The sequence below is a fragment of the Brevundimonas sp. GN22 genome, from assembly GCF_054824005.1.
The window spans coordinates 1-22,682 of sequence record NZ_JSYD01000065.1 but is presented as its reverse complement, the minus strand read 5'-3'; the positions used below and the strand labels follow the sequence as shown (position 1 = coordinate 22,682).

Annotated in this window: 19 protein-coding genes; 8 read left to right on the top strand and 11 right to left on the bottom strand. The window is 61.8% G+C overall.

The genetic code is table 11. The annotated features are described in order from the left end of the window. The first annotated feature begins 11 nt into the window (after positions 1-11). A complete protein-coding gene (locus tag OB03_RS09480) occupies positions 12-2,603 on the top strand; it encodes a M14 family zinc carboxypeptidase (protein WP_461343976.1) in 2,592 nt (863 codons plus the stop codon). A gap of 38 nt (positions 2,604-2,641) precedes the next feature. Here OB03_RS09480 and OB03_RS09475 read toward each other — a convergent pair whose 3' ends face one another. The 3 genes from OB03_RS09475 to OB03_RS09465 are packed head-to-tail and all read right to left on the bottom strand — an operon-like array spanning position 2,642 to position 8,413. Then, positions 2,642-3,958, bottom strand: coding sequence for an alpha/beta hydrolase (locus tag OB03_RS09475; RefSeq protein WP_461343975.1), 1,317 nt, complete (start codon positions 3,956-3,958; stop codon positions 2,642-2,644). Between the two features lie 20 nt (positions 3,959-3,978). Further along, positions 3,979-7,002 (bottom strand): TonB-dependent receptor plug domain-containing protein, encoded by a 3,024-nt coding sequence (locus OB03_RS09470; RefSeq protein WP_461343974.1) that lies wholly within the window; start codon positions 7,000-7,002, stop codon positions 3,979-3,981. 58 nt (positions 7,003-7,060) lie between these two features. Beyond that, positions 7,061-8,413 (bottom strand): dicarboxylate/amino acid:cation symporter, encoded by a 1,353-nt coding sequence (locus tag OB03_RS09465; protein ID WP_461343973.1) that lies wholly within the window; start codon positions 8,411-8,413, stop codon positions 7,061-7,063. Positions 8,414-8,643: 230 nt separating this feature from the next. On the opposite strand from OB03_RS09465, the gene OB03_RS09460 reads away from it, so the two are divergent. Both OB03_RS09460 and OB03_RS09455 read left to right on the top strand, forming a co-directional pair. Then, complete coding sequence (locus OB03_RS09460) at positions 8,644-10,479, top strand: sensor histidine kinase (RefSeq protein WP_461343972.1); 1,836 nt, start codon at positions 8,644-8,646, stop codon at positions 10,477-10,479. Then, positions 10,476-11,828 (top strand): sigma-54-dependent transcriptional regulator, encoded by a 1,353-nt coding sequence (locus OB03_RS09455; RefSeq protein WP_461343971.1) that lies wholly within the window; start codon positions 10,476-10,478, stop codon positions 11,826-11,828. The genes OB03_RS09460 and OB03_RS09455 overlap by 4 nt, the downstream gene beginning before the upstream one ends. Here OB03_RS09455 and OB03_RS09450 read toward each other — a convergent pair whose 3' ends face one another. Genes OB03_RS09450 through OB03_RS09440 form a run of 3 tightly spaced genes read right to left on the bottom strand, consistent with a single transcriptional unit; the run spans position 11,829 to position 15,183 of the window. After that, complete coding sequence (locus tag OB03_RS09450) at positions 11,829-13,049, bottom strand: class I SAM-dependent methyltransferase (RefSeq protein WP_461343970.1); 1,221 nt, start codon at positions 13,047-13,049, stop codon at positions 11,829-11,831. A gap of 11 nt (positions 13,050-13,060) precedes the next feature. Next, the gene (locus tag OB03_RS09445; protein WP_461343969.1) at positions 13,061-13,855 is read right to left on the bottom strand and encodes a DUF1365 domain-containing protein; all 795 of its coding nucleotides are present in this window, start codon (positions 13,853-13,855) and stop codon (positions 13,061-13,063) included. Next, positions 13,852-15,183: an NAD(P)/FAD-dependent oxidoreductase gene (locus OB03_RS09440; protein ID WP_242915302.1), complete on the bottom strand. Its 1,332-nt coding sequence runs from the start codon at positions 15,181-15,183 to the stop codon at positions 13,852-13,854. The genes OB03_RS09445 and OB03_RS09440 overlap by 4 nt, the downstream gene beginning before the upstream one ends. 159 nt (positions 15,184-15,342) lie before the next feature. Between OB03_RS09440 and OB03_RS09435 the strand changes: the two genes are divergently transcribed. From OB03_RS09435 to OB03_RS09425, 3 genes are read left to right on the top strand one after another with little or no spacing between them, the layout of a single operon-like run. After that, positions 15,343-15,915, top strand: a complete 573-nt coding sequence (locus OB03_RS09435) for a sigma-70 family RNA polymerase sigma factor (RefSeq protein WP_242915300.1) — start codon at positions 15,343-15,345, stop codon at positions 15,913-15,915. Beyond that, entirely contained in the window at positions 15,912-16,550 is a 639-nt protein-coding gene (chrR, locus tag OB03_RS09430; RefSeq protein ID WP_461343968.1) for a cadmium/peroxide/UV radiation responsive anti-sigma factor ChrR, read from the top strand. The genes OB03_RS09435 and chrR overlap by 4 nt, the downstream gene beginning before the upstream one ends. Beyond that, entirely contained in the window at positions 16,547-17,350 is an 804-nt protein-coding gene (locus OB03_RS09425; protein ID WP_461343967.1) for a DUF1295 domain-containing protein, read from the top strand. The genes chrR and OB03_RS09425 overlap by 4 nt, the downstream gene beginning before the upstream one ends. Here OB03_RS09425 and OB03_RS09420 read toward each other — a convergent pair. Next, positions 17,347-17,754, bottom strand: coding sequence for a DUF2177 family protein (locus tag OB03_RS09420; protein WP_461343966.1), 408 nt, complete (start codon positions 17,752-17,754; stop codon positions 17,347-17,349). The two genes, OB03_RS09425 and OB03_RS09420, sit on opposite strands and share 4 nt — an antisense overlap. Positions 17,755-17,913: 159 nt before the next feature. On the opposite strand from OB03_RS09420, the gene OB03_RS09415 reads away from it, so the two are divergent. Further along, positions 17,914-18,321, top strand: a complete 408-nt coding sequence (locus OB03_RS09415) for an OsmC family protein (protein WP_242915292.1) — start codon at positions 17,914-17,916, stop codon at positions 18,319-18,321. Between the two features lie 122 nt (positions 18,322-18,443). Continuing rightward, a complete protein-coding gene (locus OB03_RS09410) occupies positions 18,444-19,475 on the top strand; it encodes a helix-turn-helix transcriptional regulator (RefSeq protein ID WP_461343965.1) in 1,032 nt (343 codons plus the stop codon). Between the two features lie 52 nt (positions 19,476-19,527). On the opposite strand, the gene OB03_RS09405 is transcribed toward OB03_RS09410, so the two are convergent. The 4 genes from OB03_RS09405 to OB03_RS09390 all read right to left on the bottom strand — a co-directional run. Then, the gene (locus OB03_RS09405) at positions 19,528-20,700 is read right to left on the bottom strand and encodes an acetyl-CoA C-acyltransferase (RefSeq protein ID WP_461343964.1); all 1,173 of its coding nucleotides are present in this window, start codon (positions 20,698-20,700) and stop codon (positions 19,528-19,530) included. Positions 20,701-20,703: 3 nt separating this feature from the next. After that, positions 20,704-21,591 (bottom strand): SDR family NAD(P)-dependent oxidoreductase, encoded by an 888-nt coding sequence (locus OB03_RS09400; RefSeq protein WP_461343963.1) that lies wholly within the window; start codon positions 21,589-21,591, stop codon positions 20,704-20,706. Positions 21,592-21,670: 79 nt separating this feature from the next. After that, positions 21,671-22,300 carry a TetR/AcrR family transcriptional regulator gene (locus tag OB03_RS09395; protein ID WP_242915285.1) on the bottom strand — a complete coding sequence of 210 codons (630 nt, stop codon included), beginning with the start codon at positions 22,298-22,300 and terminating at the stop codon, positions 21,671-21,673. Between the two features lie 95 nt (positions 22,301-22,395). Beyond that, a partial coding sequence (locus OB03_RS09390; RefSeq protein ID WP_461343962.1) for an AMP-binding enzyme occupies positions 22,396-22,682 on the bottom strand: 287 nt, incomplete at its 5' end.

Genomic DNA, 22,682 nt, shown 5'->3' with positions numbered 1-22,682 from the left:
GAGAAACAAGCGTGAAAAACGCCACGAAAACCGCCAGACGTGCCGCCGCTGCGGTGCTGTTCGGAGCCGCCGTGATCGCGGCTCCGGCTCCCGTCCTCGCCCAGTCGCTGGACTATTATTTCCCGCAGGCTGCGGTAGCAGATTTTGATCCGGCCATCCCGACACCCGAAGCCTTCCTCGGCTATCCGGTCGGCACTCACTTCACGCGCCACGATCAGATCATCGCCTATCTGCGCGAACTGGCTCGCCTTTCCGATCGCGTATCGTTCGAGGAAATTGGCCGCAGCTACGAGAACCGTACCCTGTCGTCGGTGGTCATCAGCTCGGCGGCCAATCAGGCTCGCATCGACCAAATCCAGCGAGCCCACGCCGAAGTCGCCAATCCCAACGGTGGTGCCCTCAGCCCTGATCAGCCCGTCGTCGTGGGCCTATTCTACAGCGTCCACGGCAACGAAACCTCCAGCGGTGAAGCGGCGCTCCTGACCGCCTATTATCTGGCCGCCAGCCGCTCGCCAGAGGTTCTGGACTGGCTGGATAAGGCGGTCATCGTCATCGACCCGTCCCAGAACCCCGATGGCCGCGACCGCGCCACCAACTGGCACAACGCATGGCACAGCAATCCGCCATCGTCTGATCCGCAGGACAAGGAACACGTGGAGGCTTGGCCCGCTGGTCGGACCAACCACTATTTCACCGACCTGAACCGCGACTGGCTGGCCGTCACCCAACGCGAGACCCGCGCCAAGCTGGAAGCCTTCCACCGCTGGAAGCCGAACTTCCAGATCGACTTTCACGAAATGGGCGCAGGCAGCACCTACTATTTCGAACCCTCGCCCAGCAGCATGGAAAGCCCCCTGCTGCCCAAGGCGGCGTATGAGTGGAATGTGACGCTGGCCAAATATCACGCACAGGCGCTGGATGGCATCGGCTCGCTCTATTACACGCGCGAGGTCTTCGATAACTTCTCGCCCGTCTATGGCTCCACCTATCCCGACTTCCACGGCGGCATTGGTGTAACGGTCGAACAGGCCTCGTCTCGCGGTCTGGTTCAGGACACAGCCAATGGTCCGCTGACCTTCCCCTTCACCGTGCGCAACCAAGCCAATGTGGGTCTTGCCACCGTGCGCGGTGCCGTGGCCGAGCGTGCGGGCCTGCTTCAGTTCCAGCGCGACTTCTTCCGCTCGGCGATCGAGCAAGGTCGCCGCAATGCGTCACAGGCCTATGTCTTCGGCGACGCGGCCAATGCGGGCCTGACAGGCCAGACGCTGGACCTGCTGCTGGCCCACCGCATTCAGGTCTACCCCCTGAACGAGCGCATCACGCAGGATGGCCGTACCTATGAGCCGGGCACGGCCTATGTCGTCCCGTCGGCCCAACCCCAGTTCCGCCTGATCCATTCGATCTTCGACAAGACCCCGCCGACTAATGGTGGCGTGTACGGCAGCACCTCCTATTCGGTGGCGCTGGCCTATAATCTGGGCTCGTCAGGCCTTCGCCGTGTGCCCGCTTATGGTGGCGCGGTTACGGCCCTGCCCGCCGCCCGTGGCGGCATCAGCGGGCCTGACAACGCCTATGCCTATGCCATCGACTGGCGCGACCTGAATGCGCCGCAGGTTCTGTCGTCACTGCTACAACAAGGCGTGCGCGTCCGCAGTGCGTTCGAGCCTTTCACCAGCCGTACCCAAGGCGGCCAGACCGAGTTCCAGCGCGGCTCTCTGGTCATCACCGCCAACGGTCAGTCCCTCGATGCCGCCGCATTGCGTCAGGCCGTCGACAAAGCTTCCCGCGATGCCGGCGTCGTCGCCCACGCTCTGTCGACCGGACAAAGCGTGTCGGGCGTCGATCTGGGCAGCGACAATGTGAAGATCGTTCGCGCACCACGCATCGCCCTGGTGGCGGGCGAAGGTGTCAATGCGACCGAGATCGGCTCGACGTGGTTTGCCCTCAGTGAGCGGCTCAAATACCCCGCAACCCGCCTTGACCCACAACAGTTGGGTCGCGTCTCGCTCGACAACTATGACAGCATCGTCCTGTCGGGGGGGCGCTACGAAAACCTCGGCCAGCCAGCCATCGATGCCTTGAAGGCATGGGTCCGCCGTGGAGGTTCGCTTGTGGCGTTTGGTACCGCCGCCCGCTGGGCGCAGGCCAATGGTCTTGCACCACAAGCCGAGCGTGAGGAACGCGAACGCTCCGCGCCCGACCGCCGTGACTATGCCGACCGCCAGTCGGTTCAGGGTGAGCAGCGCACCTCGGGCAATGCCCTGTCTGCTGATGCGGACATCAGTCACCCGCTGGCCTTCGGTCTGACGCGCCGCGACTTGTTCGTGAACAAGGAGACTGACGTCACCCTCACTCCGGTTGCCGACCCCTTCGCCAACGTCATCCATATCGACGCCAATCCGCAGGTGAACGGCTATCTGCCCGAGAGCCTGCGCAAAGCGGCATCCGGCACGGTCTGGGCTCAGGTCAATCCGGTTGGCTCCGGCAACGTCGTGCTTTTCGCGGATGACCCGGCGCACCGCAAATACTGGCTGGGGACCGAGCGACTGCTCATCAACAGCCTGTTCCTCGGCAATCACCTGTCAACGAGCGGTCGCCGCTAAATCAAAAGGCCGGACGCATTAAACGTCCGGCCTTTTTCTTAGGGGTTAGGCACTTCGGGTCGGTAATCCGTATCGAAGCGACAGGGTTTGCGATAGCGCGGAGAAGCAAGCTCACAGCTCGCTGCGATACTTTCCGGCGTGGGTTTGGCCCCACCGTCCAGCCATGCGCTCAAGGCCTGAAACACCGCCACATACTGCGGCGCGCTCAACAGGCTATGGGCGCTTTCGTCGGTGTAGGTCTGCACCAACAGATCACCACGTCCCGCAGCCTCGACGCGATCACGATAGGCCGCCTGATGCCAGACGAAGGCCGTCGGATCGTATTTGCCGTGGATGGTCACGGTCGGTGCCACGATCATCCCCGACAGGTCCGCGTCATAGGCCAGACGCGCAACCGCCGCAGGGTCTGCCGAGAACCTCTGAACACCTGCGTTCAAAGCCTGATCGTCGTCAGAGCCCGCATACACAGTCTGGCTGTTGTCAAACGGGTTCAAGCCGTCCAGACGGCGCTGCACCAGATCGCGGAACAGGAAGGTCCCCCACGCGAGGTGGCCCACCAACTGGTTCTCGCTGATACCCACCACGTTCAGGATATTGGCAAGTTTGCTCTTTTGCTCGGCCGTGCGCCGGGCCTCGGGCAAGCCAACGCCGGTGCAGGTCTTTACCCGATCTTCCAACTGGGCGCGGGTCAGTCGATTGTCCTCGCCCAGCCCCTGCCACAGCGGATATTGAGGCTCGTTCGCCGCCGGATGGTTCTGGCAATAGTACTGATACACCGCTCGCAAATCGGCGCGGAAAGTGTAGGCTTTCGTACCGCCTGCCAGCACGCCGCTGCTCAGCACGACGCCGTCCCAGACAACCTGCCCCTCGGCATCGCGAGCATACAGTTCCGCCGCCTTGGCCGCGACGTTTCCGCCCCAGCTTTGTCCATGCAGGATGGTGCGCTTGGGGCGCCCGAAGGCGTCCCAGAACACCTGACGCACGTCATTGGTGTCCTCGGCGGCCATGCGCACGCCATAGCCGCCGCGGCGATAGGTCGAGCCCGTCCATGCATAGCCTTCGCGCACCGTCATGGAGAACCGCTCAAGGTCCTCCAGCGGATCGTCGGCTTGAGGCGTGGCGGTGCGCGGCCCACCGTGGGCATGAACCACCAGCGAGCCGTTCCAGTCCGCAGGAATAGCGGTCCAGTAATAGCCGCCCTTAGGCCCCTGCCCTTTGAAGCATCGCGTTCCGCTCGGCAGATAGTCCGGGCAGGTTGCGGCGGCGGGGGTGCTGTCCCCCGCCTGCTGGGCGATAGCCGGAGCCGCCGCCAGCATCATGATGCCCGAAAGTGCAGTTGCGCAAAGGCGGTTCATACTGCTTCCTCTCTGATCGATCAGAACGACTTGGTCGCGCTGACGTACCAGTAACGACCCCACGGGCTGTGAACAGCACCGCGATAGCCACCATCGGCCAGCGGCGGGCCTTGATCGGTCAGATCACGCACGCCCAACCGGACGCGGGTCTCGGCGGGGAATTCGTAGTCGACATAGGCGTTGACGGTCTGGCGGCTGTCGACTTCCCATGGATTGGTCGAGGTGCCCAGCAGATCGGGCTGAACGAAGCCGTCGACGAACTGACTGGAGACACCCGCCCGCCACGGACCCTTGCGCCACGTCAGGCTGGCGTTCACGCGCCATTCCGGGCGGCCATTCTGGCCGATAAGTTGCGCCGAGTCCGGCAGGGTCGTTCCCGCATTGATGGTACCCGCCTCGCGCGCGGCAAACAGTGCATTGACGATTTCGCCCGGATCACGCGTGAACTCGTCCAGCTTGCTGGCATTCACGTTGACAATGAAGGTGCCGTACTTGGTCCGGCGCAGAGACCAGTTCATGCCCAGATCCAGGCCGCTGACGGTTTGCGGCTGAAGGTTGATGAAGCGGTCGTTGATCGAAACGACTTCACCCACGGGCGTCAGGCCGGTGCCTTCGAACAGCAAGATGTCTTCCGGCGTTGCGGCGCGGCGGTTCACCAGTTCGTTTGAGCCGCCGTTCACACGGTTCAAATAGTCGAGCGCCAGCGCGGTTTGTGCGCCCAGCAGTCCGACGATCTTCTCTTGCTCGATCTTCCACTTGTCGATGGTGAAGGTGAACTGGCCGAACTGTTCCGGAATGAAGCTCGGTTGCAGGACTAGACCATAGGAGCTGTTGGTGCTCTCTTCCGGCTCCAGATCGGGGTTACCAGCGACCAGCAAGGACGCCCCCGAGGTGTTCTGCGAACAGGCCGCGAAGTTGGCGATACGGCCGGCACGTAGATCGGCCTCACAGCGCACATAGTCCACGCCGCTGGCCAGACGCGCATACTGGGTGGCGTTGGTCTGTTCGAGGTTCGGCGCGCGGAAACCTTCGGAATAGGACCCGCGAACGCGCACGCCGGGGATCACATCCCAAGCCGCCGCGATCTTGGGCTTGGCGACCGAGCCGAAGTCCGAATAGTGCTCGTAACGACCCGCCAACTGCACATCCAGCTGATAGACCAGTGGGATATTCATCTCTGGCGAGACGACTGGAACGGCGAACTCCACATAGGTGGAGAAGACCTCGCGGCTGCCCTTGGTGTCTGGGTTGGGGCTGACGGCGGAAACGTTGGACAGGTTGGTTGCGCCCGTCACCATGTCGACGAAGGTGAAGGTACCGTCGAGGTTTTCATCACGGTCGTCGGCTTGCGTCTCGCGGCGGGCTTCGAGGCCAAAGGCCATACCCACCGGACCTGCAGGCAGGTTGTAAATGTCACCGCGCGATAGCTTGAAGTCGGCCATGGCCAGAGTGGTGCGCGAGACACGGCGCATGTCGAACACGATGGCGTCGATGGCGGCCTGCGAACTGGGCGTGCAATCACCGAAGCTGGTGGTTGCCACGCAACCGCCGTTGAACGGGTTGTAGGCGTCCGGCGTCGACAGGGCCAACTGGCGCTGCAAAGCCGTCATGTTGATGTTGGGCGAGATGTCCTCGGCCTCGGCCTCGGAATAGACCAGCGCCGTTTCCCAGTCGAAGCCGCGCCATTCACCGCGCAGGCCACCCAGCAGTCGGGCCTGATAGTTATCGACTTTTACCACCTGCATGCCGGTGTCGACAAAGCGGTAGTTGGTCATCAGCACCGGAAGACCTGCCGCCGGAACATTGGTCAGACCCGGCAAGCGGTTCGGGTTCAGCGTGCCATCGGCAAAGCGTGTCGGGCCGAACGGGTTGAAATAGTTGCTGGCCGGAATCCAGATCTGGTTCAGGTTGACGACCGGTGGCTGGACCGCGCGGCTGTGCGCGCCATAGAAGCCGACTTCACCGAAGGCCTCGAAGCCGTTCTCGAACTCGTAGCGGCCTGTAGCGAAGACGTTGTAACGCTCGACCGAGGGACGCACCGTCGTCTCGTGACGCGTGTCGTAGCGCATCTCCCGGTTGGTGGTGTTGAAGTTGTGGTTGCCACTGGAGATACACACGTCTCCGCCCACATTCAGACCACAGCCAAAGCTGGTCGGCTGATAGCGGAAGGCACCCGCCGAGTTGGTCAGCGCCACACCGTCCGAGCGAATAACTGCTCGGCTACCCACCGACAGACGTGCCCACGGCGTATGCGACGAGCGCCCGTCCAGCGCCTGAACGCCAGCAAAGTCCGGATAGTCTGCGAACAGGCCGCGCAGGTCGTCAGTGTTGGTGAAGTCTTGATCCGACGCCCACAGCGCCGTACGCGAGGCATAGTTGGCAAACAGCGAGATGTTGCCGCGATCATAGTTTTTGCCCGCGAAGATATTGGCTTCGAGGTCGCGCATCTGCGTGCCCTCGGCACCACCGTAACGGGCGCTGACGGTCACGCCGTCGATGTTGTTGCGCAGAACGGTATTCACCACGCCTGCGACGGCGTCGGCACCATAGATGGCCGCCGCGCCATCCAGCAGGACTTCCATCCGCTCCAGCCCCGAGACCGGAAGCGCGTTGGAGTTATAGCTGAGCACCGGAACCGTGCCTGTATCAGACGTGCCCTGACTGGTCGGGTGCTGGACCAGACGACGTCCATTCAGCAGCACGAGAGTGTTGCCAACGCCCAGCGAGCGCAGGTTCACCGAGTTCACATCGCCGCGCGCCGAGTTCGAGGTCTGCGGGTTGTTGGCGCTGTCAAACAGCACATCGCCCATCTGCGGAATGGTACGCAGCAGCTCGTCGCCCGTCGTCGCGCCCGTCGCCTCGATCTGCTCGCGGTCAGCCACCACCACTGGCAAGGCTGCTGTCGTGCGGGCACCGCGGATGTTGGTGCCCACAACAACGATGTCTTCCACCTTGGTGGGCTCGGCTTCCTGCGCGTGGCTGGCTCCGGCCATCAGAACAGCCGACGCCGTGGTCAGCAGCAGCATCTTCGATTGAATCTTCATTTTCCTCTCCCATGCCGCCCTTTTCGGGCGGTCCATTTGTTCTGTGTTGTGGGCGCGATCAGTCGTCCGTCAGCGCCAGATCATCCCCCGGGCCAGCCGCCGGATCGGGCTGGGCGGCCAAAGGTTGCGGTTGTCCGTTGAGCGCGGCGGTCAGTGCGTCCTGATCCAGGCGCTTTTCCCAGCGGGCGACGACGATGATCGCGACCGCATTGCCGATGAAGTTGGTTAGTGCGCGGCACTCGCTCATGAAGCGGTCGATGCCGAGGATCAGCGCCATGCCGGCCACCGGAACACTGGGCACCACCGACAACGTCGCAGCCAGAGTGATGAAGCCTGCACCCGTGATGCCCGCTGCCCCCTTGGACGACAGCATCGCCACCAGCAGAAGCGCGATCTGGTCACCGAGGCTGAGATCGATGTTCAGCGCCTGAGCGATGAACAGGGCCGCCATGGTCATGTAGATGTTGGTGCCGTCCAGATTGAATGAATAGCCCGTCGGGACAACCAGGCCGACCACCGACTTTTCGGCACCTGCGCGTTCCATCTTCTGCATCAGGCTGGGCAGGGCCGCTTCCGACGACGACGTGCCCAAAACCAGAAGAAGTTCTTCCTTTAGGTAGCGGATCAGCTTGAAGATGTTGAATCCATTGACCAAACCGACCAGACCTAGGATCACCACCACGAACAGGATGGATGTCAGGTAGAAGGTCCCGATCAGGGCCGCGAGATTGGCGACCGACCTGATGCCGTAGGCCCCGATGGTGAAGGCAAAGGCACCAAACGCACCGATCGGCGCGGCCTTCATGAGAATGGCAACCAGTTTGAAAACGGCGACGCTGATGTTCTCGAACAGGCTGAGGACCGGTTTGCCGTGCTCACCCGATACAGCCAGTGCAATGCCGAACAGGATCGACACGAACAACACCTGAAGGATGTCGCCCTTCACAAAGCCGCTGATCAGGGTGTCTGGGATGATGTTGATCAGGAAGCCGGTGATCGTGCTGTCGTGCGCGGCTTGCGCATATTGGGCCACCGCCCCCGCATTCAGGGTAGCCGGATCAATGTTCAGGCCGCGTCCCGGCTGGATCACATTGGCCGTAATCAGGCCAATGATGAGCGCGAGTGTCGAGAAGACGAGGAAGTAGCCAAACGCCTTGGCGGCCACGCGGCCCACACTGCCCAGATCCCGCATGCCCGCGATGCCGGTCACGATGGTCAGGAAGATCACTGGAGCGATGACCATCTTCACCAATTTGATGAAGGCATCGCCCAGTGGCTTCAGGCTCTCGCCGAAGTTCGGCCAGAAGTGACCGATCAGGGCACCGGCCGCGATGGCCAGAAGCACCTGAAAATACAGGTGGCGGTAAAACGGCCGACGAACGGCGACGTGATCTGACGCGACGGGGATCAAGCGGGTAGCCTCCTGGTGCGATGACTCGCGAACTTTCCTCGGCGCGGTCTGCGCCGCGCTCGTCCACGATTATGAGCGGCCTCTATACGGCCACAAAACGTATTAAGCAGAGACTTAAGTCTCTAATAAAAAACAATAAAAACTCAGGTCAGCACTCAAATCACCGATATTTGTGCGGATTTTCGCACATCTAAATGGCGTCGTTGTGCGAATTCTCGCATAGTTCGTCCATGACCCTTATGCGCACTGCCCTGCCCATCTTGCTGTCCCGCCACATCTGGGTAGCGATGATTCTAGCGTGGCTGCTGGTGGCTGTGGCCGCAGGCTGGCTGTGGGGGGAGCAGGCGCGGAGGGCCGCCTATTCCGAACTGGCTCGGCAAGCCGACGCATCGGCGGCTCTGCACGCCTCGGTTCTGCGCAGCGAGATGGAAAAGTACCGCGCTTTAGCACCGGCCATGGCCACCGACCCCGACGTGATCGCCATGCTCAAGACGCGATCCGGAGACCGCGCCACCGCGCTCAACCAGCGCCTTGAGGCACTCTCTAACCAAACCCGCACCTCGGCCATCTATACGGTTGCGGCAGATGGCGTGACCTTGGCCGCTAGCAATTGGAACACGCCCGTCAGCTTCGTCGGTGCGGACTACAGCTTCCGGCCGTACTTCATCCAAGCCTTGAAATCCGGCTATGCGGAGTTTTTTGCTCTAGGCACCGTCTCGCGCAAACCCGGCCTGTTTCTCGCTCATCGCGTCGTCGACACCCAAGGAGTCGTTCTGGGCGTCACAGTCGTGAAGGTCGAGTTCGACGCTCTCGAGGCCGAATGGAAAAAGGCGGGGGAACCGGCATTCGTCGTCGATCCTGGCGGCGTGGTTCTGATCACCAGCGAGCCACAGTGGCGGTTCCATACACTTCGCCCGATGGACGCCCGCATGCGGCAGCTAACTCTGGCCGACCAGACGTTGGGGAAGGACGCCCTGACGCCCCTGCCCTTCACCACACCCGACAGCCCCCGAACCCGCAAAGTCTCGGCCCAGGTTGATGGTACGGCGCAAAACTGGGTCCATGCCAGCGCTCCCACGACGTCGCCCGGTTGGACCGTCCATCTGTTGATGCCCCAGCGCGGTCAGGTCGAGGCCGGCGTAACCAATGCCCGCGTGATGGCGGCACTTCTAGCCACGCTGGTCTTCGGCATAGCGGCCGCCGCGCTTCGTCGACGTCAGCGCTTGGTGGCCCAGCAGCGCGCAGCCGAGCAAAACCGGATTGAGCTTGAACACCGGATCGAAGAGCGCACCCGCGACCTCAGCACAGCCAATCAGGCCCTGAATGCGGAAATAGAGGAGCGCATCCGCGCCGAAGCCAGCCGTGAAGCTCTGCGACACGAACTGGTTCAGGCCAGCAAACTGGCCGCCCTTGGTCAGATCGCCGCTGGCGTCGCGCACGAGATCAACCAGCCGGTCGCCGCCATTCGTACACAAGCGGAGACGGCTACCGCCTATCTGGATCAAGGGCTTCCCGCTAAGGCTGTCACGGCGCTAGACCGAATATCGGGTCTGACCTCGCGTATCGGGGCCATCACGCATGAGCTGTTAGCGTTCTCGCGCAAGTCAGAGACGCAACTGCGCGCGATTGACCTGAATGAAGCCATCGACGGGGCGCTGCTGCTGCTGGTGGGTGCGCTGAGGCAGTCCGGCGTCCATCTGAACCGAGACACGGCGGAGGCACCCATGGTTGTCGGCGACCGCTTCCGGCTGGAACAGGTCATCGTCAACCTGATCCAGAATGCGCTCGAAGCTTTGGGCCAGGCTGCCGATCCAGCCATCTCGCTTTGCGCGACTTCAACGCCCGATAAAGTAGTCCTGACGATCACCGATAATGGCACGGGCCTCGATCCCGCCGTCGCCAGCCAGTTGTTCACCCCGTTTGTCTCCAGCAAGGAAAACGGACTGGGGCTAGGGCTCGTCATCTGTCGCGACATCGTGGCGGGCTTTGGCGGAGAGTTGAACCACGTCCCGACCCCGAACGGGGCCCGCTTCTCGATCACGCTCAAACGTGCCACAAAAGCATGAACACTACGCCGACAGGTTTCACCCGATTGGAGCACGTCACCCTCATCGAGGACGACGACGATTTTCGTACCGCGCTGGCCGAGCGGATGGAGGTCGCTGGTCTGAAGGTCGCCGCCCATGCGCGCGCCGAGGCCGCACTGGCGGAGATCGGCGTCGACTATGCCGGGGTAGTGGTCAGCGATCTGCGCATGCCTGTTTTGGACGGTCGTCAGGTGCTAACGCGGCTACAAACGCTTGATCCGGCGCTGCCCGTAATCCTGATCACCGGACACGAAGATGTCGCGGACGCCGTCGCCGCCATGCGTGAAGGTGCCTATGACTTTGTCACCAAGCCCTTCGCGTTCGAGCGGCTCTTCGAGAGCCTGAACCGCGCCCTCGAAAAACGCGCGCTTGTGCTAGACAACCGCCGCCTGACGGCTCTTGCGGCCGCTGCCGACGTGGAACTCCCGCTGCTGGGCGAGAGTGCGGCGATCCGAAACTTGCGGGCCACCATCGCCCAGATCGCAGACGCCCGAATGGACGTACTGATCGAGGGCGAGACAGGCACCGGCAAGGAAGCGGTCGCGCGCGCCCTGCACAGCGGCGGTCGGCGACGCCCGCATCCCTTCGTAGCGGTAAACTGTGGCGCCTTGCCCGAAGGCCTGATCGAAAGCGAGTTGTTCGGCCACGAAATGGGAGCCTTTGCAGGGGCAACCCGCCACCGCATCGGCCATGTCGAGCGGGCGCACAACGGCTCGCTCTTCCTTGATGCGGTCGAGACCATGCCCATGCCCGCTCAGGTGAAGCTTTTGCGGGTGCTGGAAGAGCGGGAGATCCACCCCATCGGGGCCCACCAACCGCGCCATGTGGATTTGCGCGTTCTGGCGTCGGCCAGTGGCGATCTGCAACAGGCCGTCGCGGAGGGACGCGTCCGTGAGGACCTCTATTACCGCCTGAATGTCGTCCGGCTGCGGGTTCCACCGTTGCGGGAGCGGCGAGAGGATATCCCGCTGATTTTCGCCAGTCTGCTGGCCCGCGTGCCCAGCCGCCCGCAAGGAGACTTGCCCCAGATCACCGACGCCGTCCGCGCACACCTGATGGAACACGACTGGCCGGGCAACATCCGCGAACTATCACACTACGCCCAGCGTTTCGCGTTGGGACTGGAACAACAGACCTCAACTGCGCAAACGGATACAGGCGGTCTGGTCGAGCGGGTTGCGCGGTTTGAAGCCAGCATCCTCAGCGATACGCTGGACGCCACCGGCGGCAGCATCACCGAAACCATGGCCCGGCTACAGATCCCTCGCAAAACCCTCTACGACAAACTCAAGAAGTACGCGATCCAGCCCGCCCGCTATCGCACCTGATCAGGCGCGGTTCAGCGCCATCTGGATCACATCCGTCCGGCGCGACCGGAAGCCGGCTTCGCAATAGGCCAGATAGAACAGCCACAGTCGGCGGAACCGGCTGTCAAAGCCACCGTCACGACAGATTAAAGCCCACGCCGCATCAAAACGCTTGGCCCATTCGGACAGCGTGCGGGCGTAATCAAGCCCGAACCGCTCGACACCCGTAGTGTTCAGCCCTGCCGCTGTGATGACCGGAGCCAAGACCCCTTCGGACGGTAGCGATCCGCCGGGGAAGACGTACTTCTGGATAAAGTCGGTGCGCGCGTCATATTCCTCAAACAGTTCATCCTGAATGGTGATGATCTGCAGTCCGGCGCGCCCTTCAGGTTTCAGGACATCATGTACCTTGTTGAAGTACGTCGGCCAGTATTCGCGCCCGACAGCCTCGAACATCTCGATGGAGGCCACGCTATCGAACTGGCCACGGACATCGCGATAGTCGCAAAGTTGGATATCAACGCGCTCGGCAAGGCCCGCCTCGAAGATGCGCTGTCGGGCGTAGTCATACTGTTCACGCGAAATGGTAACGCCGGTGACCTTGGCCTGCACTTCGCGCGCCGCAAACTCAGCAAAGCCGCCCCAGCCACAGCCGATCTCAAGCACCGACTGGCCCTGTCGCAGGTCCATCATCCGCACCAAGGAGGCGTATTTCACCGACTGCGCCGCCTCCAGATCTTGGGAAGGACTGTCGAACCGAGCCGATGAATAGGTCATCGAACCGTCCAGCCATGCCGAATAGAAGGCGTTGCCGAGGTCATAATGGGCATGGATGTTGCGCCGCGACCCACGGCGGCTGTTGCGGTTCAGGCGGTGCCCGATCCGGTTGATGACATTCATCAGCGGATTGCCATCGAACAGGCGGCGGATGTGGTCATAGTTGTTGACCAACGTCTCGAGCAGGACCGGCAGGTCGGGGCTGTCCCACTCGCCCGCCACATAGGCCTCGGCAAAACCGATGTCCCCGCTCTTCAGCACGCGCATGGCACAGCGATAGTTGCGGATATGCAGAACCGCCGAATGCCCTGCAGTCGACCCGTTCAGCACGTGGCTCTCGCCGTCCGGACGGATCAGCGTCAATTGTCCCCACGTCCAATTTGCCGACAGCAGTCGCAGGAACAGATTGAAGACCGAAAACCCTCCGGTCGTTGGCAGCACACCGGAATCAAGTGTCGTGGTCATGGCATTGATCCTCAATGAAGGCGCGTTTCGCGAGGGGTGTTCTGGGCAGTAACAGGGTCTGCTGCCGGCGGCGGCTGTTGGGTGAGCGGTATGCGCTTCACCCATAGTTTCAGCGCCTCCCAATGGATGGCCGCTACGACCTTGAGCGTCAGGAATGGAATGGCCAGCACCGCTCGCAGGATGGAACCGTCGGTCAGGGTACTGCGATTGGCAGACATGGCGGCGTTGATCAGCACGCCTTCGGCATCAAGCCCGTCGATGATCATGTCCAAACGTTCTGCGGGGACGTGCCCGCGGAAGACGTAGTCCATCTCCATCCCCATGAAGGGCGAGACATAGAGAGCCTTGGCGGCACCCTGGCGGATCACGCCTAGAGCCTGATCTTCATGAGGAACCGGAATGACATAGGCATGGCGAACACCGAAGGTGCTGGTCACCTCATAGGCCATCGCCATCAAGCGTCCGTCGGCGTGATGGCAATAATAAAGGCTGATCGGATTGAACACGAAGCCTAGCACCCGGGGCATCGTCAAAAGCCGGATATCTCCACCCTCGAGATCAATCGCGGCGCGTGACAGCCAGTTGTCCAGCTGCTCCCTGATCTCACCCCTGCCCTTTATGGCGTGGTCCTGGTCATGGAAGGACAGGAGGTTGAACCGGTTGCGCGAAAACAGGAGAAGTTGACGGTCAAGCTCGTCCAGTTCCGACAAATCCAGCAGCAGCCAAAACACGCGATAGGCCAGCCTGTGTTCGCGGGGTCGCAACCGTCTATGGGTCACGCCACCGATGTACAGCGCCGACTTCACGCCGCGTTTTCCATAGAGGGCACGGGCCGCACGTGGATACGGCCGCTTTCGTTCTCGACGGCCCACGGTCGACGCACGCCGCCCAGTTGTTCTGCAACAGCCAGTCCCGACTGGATGCCGTCTTCGTGGAAACCTGCGCCGAAATGCGCACCGCAGAACCAGACGCCCCCCTGCCCTTGCAAGCTCCAGAGTTGCTTCTGGGCACTGATGGCGGCGGGATTGAATACCGGATGCTCGTAAACCTCGCTCCGCAGCAAGGTATCCGGGCGCGGGGGACGCGGAGGGTTGAGCGTGACGAACAGGTTCTGGCCTTCCAGTCCCTGAAGTTTGTTCATCCAATAGGTGACGCATAGGCCACCGTCGGCACCGATATAGTTCCAGCTTGCCCACGCTCTTTTGCGGTGAGGCATCAGGGTTTCGTCAGTATGCAGCACCGTAAGGTTGCGGCTGTAACTGAAGGCTCCCAGCAGGTCGCGCTCCTCAGCGGTCGGCTCGGTCAGCATCGCGAGCGCCTGATCCGCATGACTGCCGATAACCACGTGATCGAACCAGTCCATGCCGCCCTGGCTATCGCGAACCACGACGCCGCCGTCTACACGACGCACGGATGTCACCCCGCAGTTCAGACGCACATCCGACAGCGAACGGGCCATGTGCTCGACATAGGTGCGGCTGCCGCCTTGCACCGTGCGCCACAGCGGGCGCCCGACCAGCTTCAACAGGCCGTGGTTTTCGCAGAACCTGATGAAGGATTTCGCCGGATAGTCCATCAGCGTATGCGCTGGTGACGACCAGATCGCCGCTGCCATCGGCAACAGGTGGTCATCACGGAAGGCTTCGCTGAACCCGCGATCCTTCAGGTACTGGCCCAGCGTCAGATCGGGATCGGACAGGCCAGCAAGATCAACGGGTGCCTGACGATAAAAGCGCATGATCTCGGTCAGCATCTTCCAGAAACGCGGGCGCATGACGTTGCGTTTCTGGGCGAACAAACCGGGCGCAGCATATTCAAACCGGCCCTCGTTCAACGACACTGCGAAGGACATGTCTGTTTCGCGCGCCTCCACCCCAAGATGCTCAAACAGGGCAATCAGGTTGGGATAGGTCGCGTCGTTGAAGCAGATGAAGCCTGTATCGACCGGCACGGTTCCTTGCGGCGTCGAGGCCATCACCGTGTTGGTGTGCCCGCCAAGACGCTCTGCCTTTTCGTAGATCGTGACCTGATGCCGCGACGCCAAAAGCCACCCCGCCGACAAAGCGGCAATGCCGGAACCCACGACCGCAATCTTCAACGGGGCCGGGGTGGTCGGGGCTGGAAGGGATGTCATGCAGTCTCCAGTGGTACGCGGTAGTCAATGAGGCAGTCCCGACATCTACGCCTTAGCCGTAATCTTGGATCATCGGTGATCCAGAGTTTTGTAGGAAACGTACTAGGCTGTATGCATGACCAGCTATCCGCCATCACGCCTTCAAAAAAGAGCTCCGGGATGAAGTCCGACGCCTCGGATCCCCTCTTGTACGACCGCCTGATCGAAGCTGTGGCGCTGCGCCGTGATCGCGAGGCCTTTGCCAGCCTGTTCCAGTATTTCGCGCCCCGCCTGAAGGCTTGGCTGATGAAGTCGGGTGCGACCGCCGCCGCTGCCGAAGACTTCGCACAGGACACCCTGCTAACGGTTTGGCGAAAGGCTGATCTGTTCGACGCGCGGAAGGCCCGCGCCTCGACGTGGATTTTTACCATTGCCCGCAATCGCAGGCTGGACATGATGCGCCGCGACGGACGCGCAGCACAGTTGCCTGAAATCACCTTCGTCGACGAGGACGTCGAGCGTCCGGACGATATTCTGGTCGCCTCTGATGAAGCACGCCGCGTGCGTCAGGCGCTGGCCCAGCTAAAACCCGATCAGGTGGAAATTCTGAAACTGGCCTATTTCGCCGACCATCCCCATTCCGCCATCGCGCAGCAGCTCGACCTGCCGCTCGGTACCGTCAAATCCCGTATAAGAAACGCTGTAATCAAATTACGCGCCCTTCTGGAAATCCAGAAGGAGGCATCGCAATGAACCTCGCACATAATCCCTCCGAAGAGCGCCTTCTAGCCTATGCAGCCGGAAGTCTCTCGGCCCCCGAGGCCGTGGTCGTCGCCGCGCACCTGGCCCTTCGCCCTGCCAATGATGAATGGGTGCACGCCCTAATGTCCGTCGGCGGAAGCCTGCTGGAAGACAGTGAGCCCTCTCCCCTGTCGAATGGCGCACTCGCAGACGCCATGGCCCGCATCGAGACCGATACAGGTGTGTGCGACGTTCGCCCTGCCCTCAACGACATGCCCGAGCTGCCGGAACCCTTGCGCCGTTACGCGCTTGGGCCGTGGCGATGGCTCGGTCCCGGCGTTCGTGCCCGCGAAGTCCACGCTCCGCGTGATGGCAACTGTCGGGTGATCCTGCTCAAGATCGATCCGGGTCGGTCGACGCCGCGTCACACCCACTGTGGTGTAGAACTGACGTGCGTGTTGCAAGGGGCATACGCCACCGAGACGGCAACCTTTGACGTCGGCGATCTTGAAGAGGCGGACGAAGATACCCTGCACCAGCCTCGCGTGGTGTCTGACATTCCGTGTCTGTGCGTCGTGGCGCTGGATGGCGAAATCCAGCTGGACGGCTGGTTGGGCCGTCTGATGCAGCCGTTTGTGAAGCTGTGACCGGCCTGCTGCTTCTTTGGGGGGCAGCGGCTGCTCTGTTGGCCGTCGTTATGACGGCTGCATTCATAACCCAGCAACGCACGGGACAAGGCGGCTGGGCCGATGCCTTCTGGTCTTTCGGTCTGGGCGCGGCGGGCGTGCTCGTCGCCCTTTATCCATTGGGGGGCGGAAATCCGTCGCCCCGACAGTGGCTTGTCGCCGCGCTCATTGCGGCATGGGGTATCCGTCTGGGCTCCCATATTGCCCAACGCGCCGCAAGTGAGGGCGAAGATGCTCGCTACGCCCGCCTGCGCGAGGAATGGGCAGATAGCTTCGGCCCGAAAATGTTCGGCTTTTTGATGCTGCAAGCCGGCGCAGCGTCCGTTCTGGTCCTGGGAATACTAGCCGCAGCTCGCAATCCAGCTCCCGGATTAGGCGTACAGGATGTGGCCGCCACGTTGGTGTTCGTCCTCGCAATCGTCGGAGAGAGCACAGCTGATCGACAGCTTTCGCGTTTCAAATCCAACCCCGCCAACAACGGTAAGATTTGCGATGCGGGACTGTGGGCGTGGTCACGGCATCCGAACTACTTCTTTGAATGGCTAGGATGGTGTGCCTGGCCGATCTTCGCGATCAATATGGGCGGAGACTGGCACTGGGGTTGGCTGGCATTAATCCCGCCCGTGTACATCTATTGGCTGCTGAATTCGGTGTCGGGGGTCCCCTTAGTCGAAGCCCATATGCAGCGCACGCGGCCCGAGGCGTTTGACCGATATGCTGCGCGCACCAGTCGCTTTTTCCCCCGGCCGCCTGCGTCCTAGAACAATCGCAGCAAGCGGCCGGCGATTGCGCAGGCGATAGCGGACGAGCCGGCACTGACGGTCATGCCCCACGCCATGTCGATGACCGTCAGCTTCACGCTCCACGTCTTCAGCGTCGCCAGATTGGTGAGGTCATAGGTGCCATAGGCAAACAAACCGAACAGGCCGCCCCAGATCAACGCCTTCTTCCACCCTCCTTCGGCCAGCCCCGGCACGACCGCAAACAGCGTCAGGCCTGCGGCATATAGGGCGTAGAAAACGATAGCCGGGACCAACCGGAAATTGTCCGCCAACATCGAACCGATCAGCGGCCTGTACAAGCGATCTCCCATAGTGCCGAGCCAGGTGGTGTCGATCACGGCAAACACGGCCAGCGTTATGACGAAGGCGACGACATAGTTCATTGATCTGCTCCCGAAATGTCCCATCCATTACGTGCGGCCCGTAAGCATGGATCACCGCAGCGGCAAACCCGACCGAACGCTGCGACACTGGAACGGATGGCACACTGTGGCGTAACAGTGGGCTCAACCTTAGCCAATCCAAACCCCGGAACGCAGCGCATGGCCATCGCCCACGCCAAAATCGGCAACACACCCTACCGTACGGAAATACGGTCCGGTGCAGAGTTGGAACATGTCCTGATTGCAGACGAACCATCGCGTCTGGGCGGAGCCAATGATGGTCCGGCACCATTCGACCTGCTGATATCGGCACTGGGGGCGTGCACGGCGATCACGCTCAAGATGTATGCGGAAAAGAAGGGCTGGCCCCTGCAATCGCTCGATGTGAAACTTGAATACAAGGGGTCGGACGGCTCCCCGCGCATCGACCGTATTCTGGTTCCGCAGGGCGATCTGGACGAAACGCAGTTGGCGCGTCTGGCGGATGTGGCCGAGCGCACGCCTGTGACGCTGGCCATCAAGAACGGCGTGCCTGTCCACACGACATTGCAGTCTGAGGGACAATAGACCCGCGCACCGGGTACAAAAATCGGTTACTGCAAAGCCGGATCGAGTATCGACGGTTTGCTGCGCCGATATCAGCTATTCCAGCGTAACCGTAGGTGTTTCCAGTGCCCCGATTAGAGTTGATGACTTGGGACGTATCAGCCCAGGACCTGCCCGACGCCTTCGAGCGCTACGTGCTGGGGATGGCCGATATCTATGACGTCAGCGGTGTAAGCGACGAAGATCGCGCTAACTTCTTCAACACGTCCATCAGTGTGATGAGCCCATTTGGCGCGATTGGCGAAGGTCGCTCGGTGCGACAAACGCTGTCGCGGGATAAAGCCCTGTTGCGTCGGTCAGGCGTCGACGGCTTGAACCTGCTGATCAATGCCGCCGCGCTCGTCGGTGATGCCGATGGTCGGACCGTGAGGGCCGAACCCCATGCCCTCCAGATCCGTGACATGGGCAGACCCGCTGCGTCGCGTCTGGACTCGCTTGACGTGCTCAGCCTCAAAATCCCGCGCAATCTGGCTCCACCCGCACTTCTCACTAGGGAAATGCATGGGACGGCGATTTCACCGTCCGTCGCTGGAGCGCGCCTTGTACGGGCTCACATGCGGGCCATCGTCAATGACCTGCCTCATCTTTCGGCAGATGTGCTGGATGCCGCCATTCAGGCGTTGCTCAGCCTTACGGGCCGTGTAGTAGGCGTCGAAAGCGCTTTCGCACCGGAAGAGCAGGCATCCCTCCAGCGAACCGTGCGACAGTCCGCCGTTCAATATATCGAGCAGCGGCTCTCTAGCGGCGCAATCGACATCGAGATCGACACGATGGCCAGTGCCATCGGGGTCTCGCGCGCCACGCTGTATCGGGCCTTCGACGCAGGCAGCCGCGGAGGCGTTGGCCGTTATATCCAGGATCGCCGCCTGCATTACGCGCGCGAAGCCCTTCGCCTAAGAACAGACGGAAGCCGTTCTATCGGGGAAATCGCCTCAAGCTACGGCTTTTCCTCATCCAGCCACTTCAGCCGGATTTTCCGCGATCGGTACGGCTATTCGCCCTCCGAGGTGCAGCCGCATAAACCCGATAGCCGCGTCACCATGTCGGACGGCCCGATCCGCCATGACCTGCTCAGCGCATGGCTCAGCGAGCTGAGAAGCGGGCCCGAGACATGACAAGGGGCGCAGCCGACAACCGACTGCGCCCCCTGCCCTCATAGTCTTAGGACTAGAGGATCTCGAACAGACCCGCGGCACCCATGCCGCCACCGATGCACATGGTGACGACCGCATAACGTGCCTTACGTCGACGACCTTCGAACAGGACGTGGCCCACCATACGCGAGCCGGACATGCCATACGGGTGACCGATAGAGATCGCGCCACCATTGACGTTCATCTTGTCGATCGGAATGCCGAGATACTTCTGGCAGTACAGTACCTGTACCGCGAAGGCTTCGTTCAGCTCCCACAGGTCGATGTCGTCGACCGTCAGGCCATGACGCTCCAACAGACGTGGTACAGCGGCGATGGGACCGATGCCCATTTCCTCGGGGCCCACACCGGCTACAGCCATGCCGACGTAGCGACCGAGGGGCTGCAAACTGCGTCGTTCGGCTTCCTTGGCTTCCATTAGCACACAGGCCGAAGCGCCATCGGAAAGCTGGCTGGCGTTGCCTGCCGTCACGATCCCGCCCGGAATCACTTCACGCAGACCTTGAAGTCCTTCCAGAGTGGTTTCAGGGCGGAAGCCTTCGTCACGGTCAAGCGTCACGTCCTTGTAGGAAACTTCGCCTGTAGCCTTGTCCACGACCTTCATGCGCGACGCCATCGGTGCCAACTCGTCGGCATAGGCCCCGGCTGCATAGGCCGCAGCGGTCCGCTGCTGTGACAGCAGGCCGTACTCGTCGCACTCCTCGCGCGAGATGCCATAGCGTTTGGCTACGATCTCGGCGGTATTCAGCATCGAGATGTAGGCGTCCGGTGCCTTCTCAAGCACTGTCGGATCGGTCTGGACGCGCATCTCTGCGGTCTGGACCAGCGAGATGGATTCCACGCCGCCACCGATAGCGATCTGCATCTGGTCGGTGATGATCTGCTTGGCGGCAGTGGCAATAGCCATGAGGCCGGACGCGCACTGACGGTCCAGCGTCATACCCGCAACCGTTACGGGGAAGCCGGCGGCCAGAACCGCATTGCGGGCAATCGTGTGCTGGACGCCCTGAGGCATGGCACAGCCCAGAAGGACGTCTTCGATCTCGCCGCCTTCCAGACCGGCACGGTTGGCCGCCTCGCGAAGCGCGTGGGCCGCCAGCGTCGGCGAAGGTGTGTCGTTGAACGCGCCACGATAGGCACGGCCAATCGGCGTGCGGGCGGTTGAAACGATGACTGCATTTCTCATGATTTATCGCACCGTGACAGGGCCGGCGGCACCCGCCGCAGCCAGTTCTTGAGCCGCCTGCTGGAATCCAAACTCCGGCACGCGCTCGCGGCTACGATCCGATGCCTTGTCCCAGTTGGCAATGAGCTTTTGTCCAGCTTGTTCATCATCGCCCAGATAGACCCCCTCGGTCAGGGTGATGTGCGCAGTGGCAAAGTTACCTGCACCGGCGCACAGGATAGCGCGCGTGGGCGCATCGTCGTGCACAAGCGCCAGCAGACCCGGGCTCACCAAGGCCGGATTCAAAGCCTTGAGCGAGTCATCCGACAGCACGCCGCTGGTCATCTGGGTGGCCGCAGTCGGTGCGAGGCTGTTGACGCGAATGCCGTATTTCTCGCCTTCGATGGCTAGCGTCTGCATCAAGCCGGCCAGCGCCATCTTGGCCGCCCCGTAGTTGGCCTGACCGAAATTGCCGTACAGACCCGAGGATGACGTCGTCATGACGATGCGGCCATAGTTCTGCGTCCGCATGATCTCCCATACTGCCTTGCAGCAGATCGCTGCGCCCATCAGGTGCACGTCCACCACCAGACGGAAATCGTCCATGGTCATCTTGGCGAAGCTCTTGTCGCGCAGGATGCCCGCATTGTTCACCAGAATGTCGATGCGCCCCCACTGCTGCATCGTTGCGTCGACCATGGCCTGAACCTGATCCACGTCCGAAACCGAGCCCGCAGCGGCCATCGCCTCGCCGCCAGCCGCAACGATTTCGTCCGCAACCGCCTGCGCGGCGGCCAGCGTCAGGTCGTTCACAACGACCTTTGCCCCCTGACTAGCCAGATAAAGCGCATGGCAACGACCCAATCCGCCGCCTGCGCCGGTTACAATGGCAATACGTCCCTGAAGCAACATGTCCCGCCCCTTTAGATATTCATTATTGTGTGAGTGAAGATGGAGAACGCTGGTACGTCGGCCTCCTAGTCCCCACGGATTAGGTCTTGGCGCGTCTCGCGCAGATATCGAGGAAGCCTGCGGCCATGAAACTGGCCATCCGCTCTTTGACGGCGATGAAATCGTCCGAGCGGCACTTGCCCCCCGAAAGCTTGTCGATACGCCCCGTCCGCGCCAGCGTCAGCATCAGCGCGCCCGTGACGAAGTGGTAGCCCCAGAAGATGTCTTCTTCCGCACAGTCCGGCAGAGCCTGTTTCAGTAGATTGATCAGGCGCAGAACCACCGGATCAAAATGCTGGTCCATCATCTCGGCCCCCCATTCGGGCGTGTTGGCCACCTGCGCACCGAGAGCGGCATAGTTGCGCCAGCCCTCCCCGCCCTCGATGTACAGATCAAGGTCGGTATCAAGGAAGGCGCGCAGAGCCCCCTCGACAGTCGGCTTGCCTGCGGCCTCCGCTTCATAGTTCGCCAGGGCCGTCATACGGCGCTCGGCTGTGACGGTGGCGCGACGGGCGAAAACCGCGTCAAACAGGCGCTTCTTGTCCTCGAAATAGTAGTTCAGCAGCGTGTGGTGCACCCCGACCTTGCCCGCGACGTCCTTGAGCGTGACACCGTAGAGGCCATGACGCGAAAACAGCTCCTCTGCCGCGTCGAGGATCTGTTCGGTCATCTCGGCGCGCTGTTCGGCTTTGGTCGGTTTTCGTCTTGTCTTGGTCGTCGTGGTCAAAGGTCACTCTTGGGGGTTGCTGATCTACTGGCGCGAGATCACGCCTTACCGAACTCTGCTCTCAGTCGAAGCTTATCTATCTTGCCGGTTGCCGCTAGTGGCATTTTTTCTAGGCGTACAACGGCATCCGGTATCCACCACGACGCGACATGGCCGCGCAGCGCCGCCAAAAGCTCGTCATCGTCAGACACCGCATCCACCGCAGTTTCGACCAGCAGGATGGGACGCTCGCCCCATTTGGGGTCGGATCGTCCGATAACCGCCGCAAGCGATACGCCCGGAAGCGCCCCGACGATGGCCTCGATTTCGGCAGGATTGATCCATT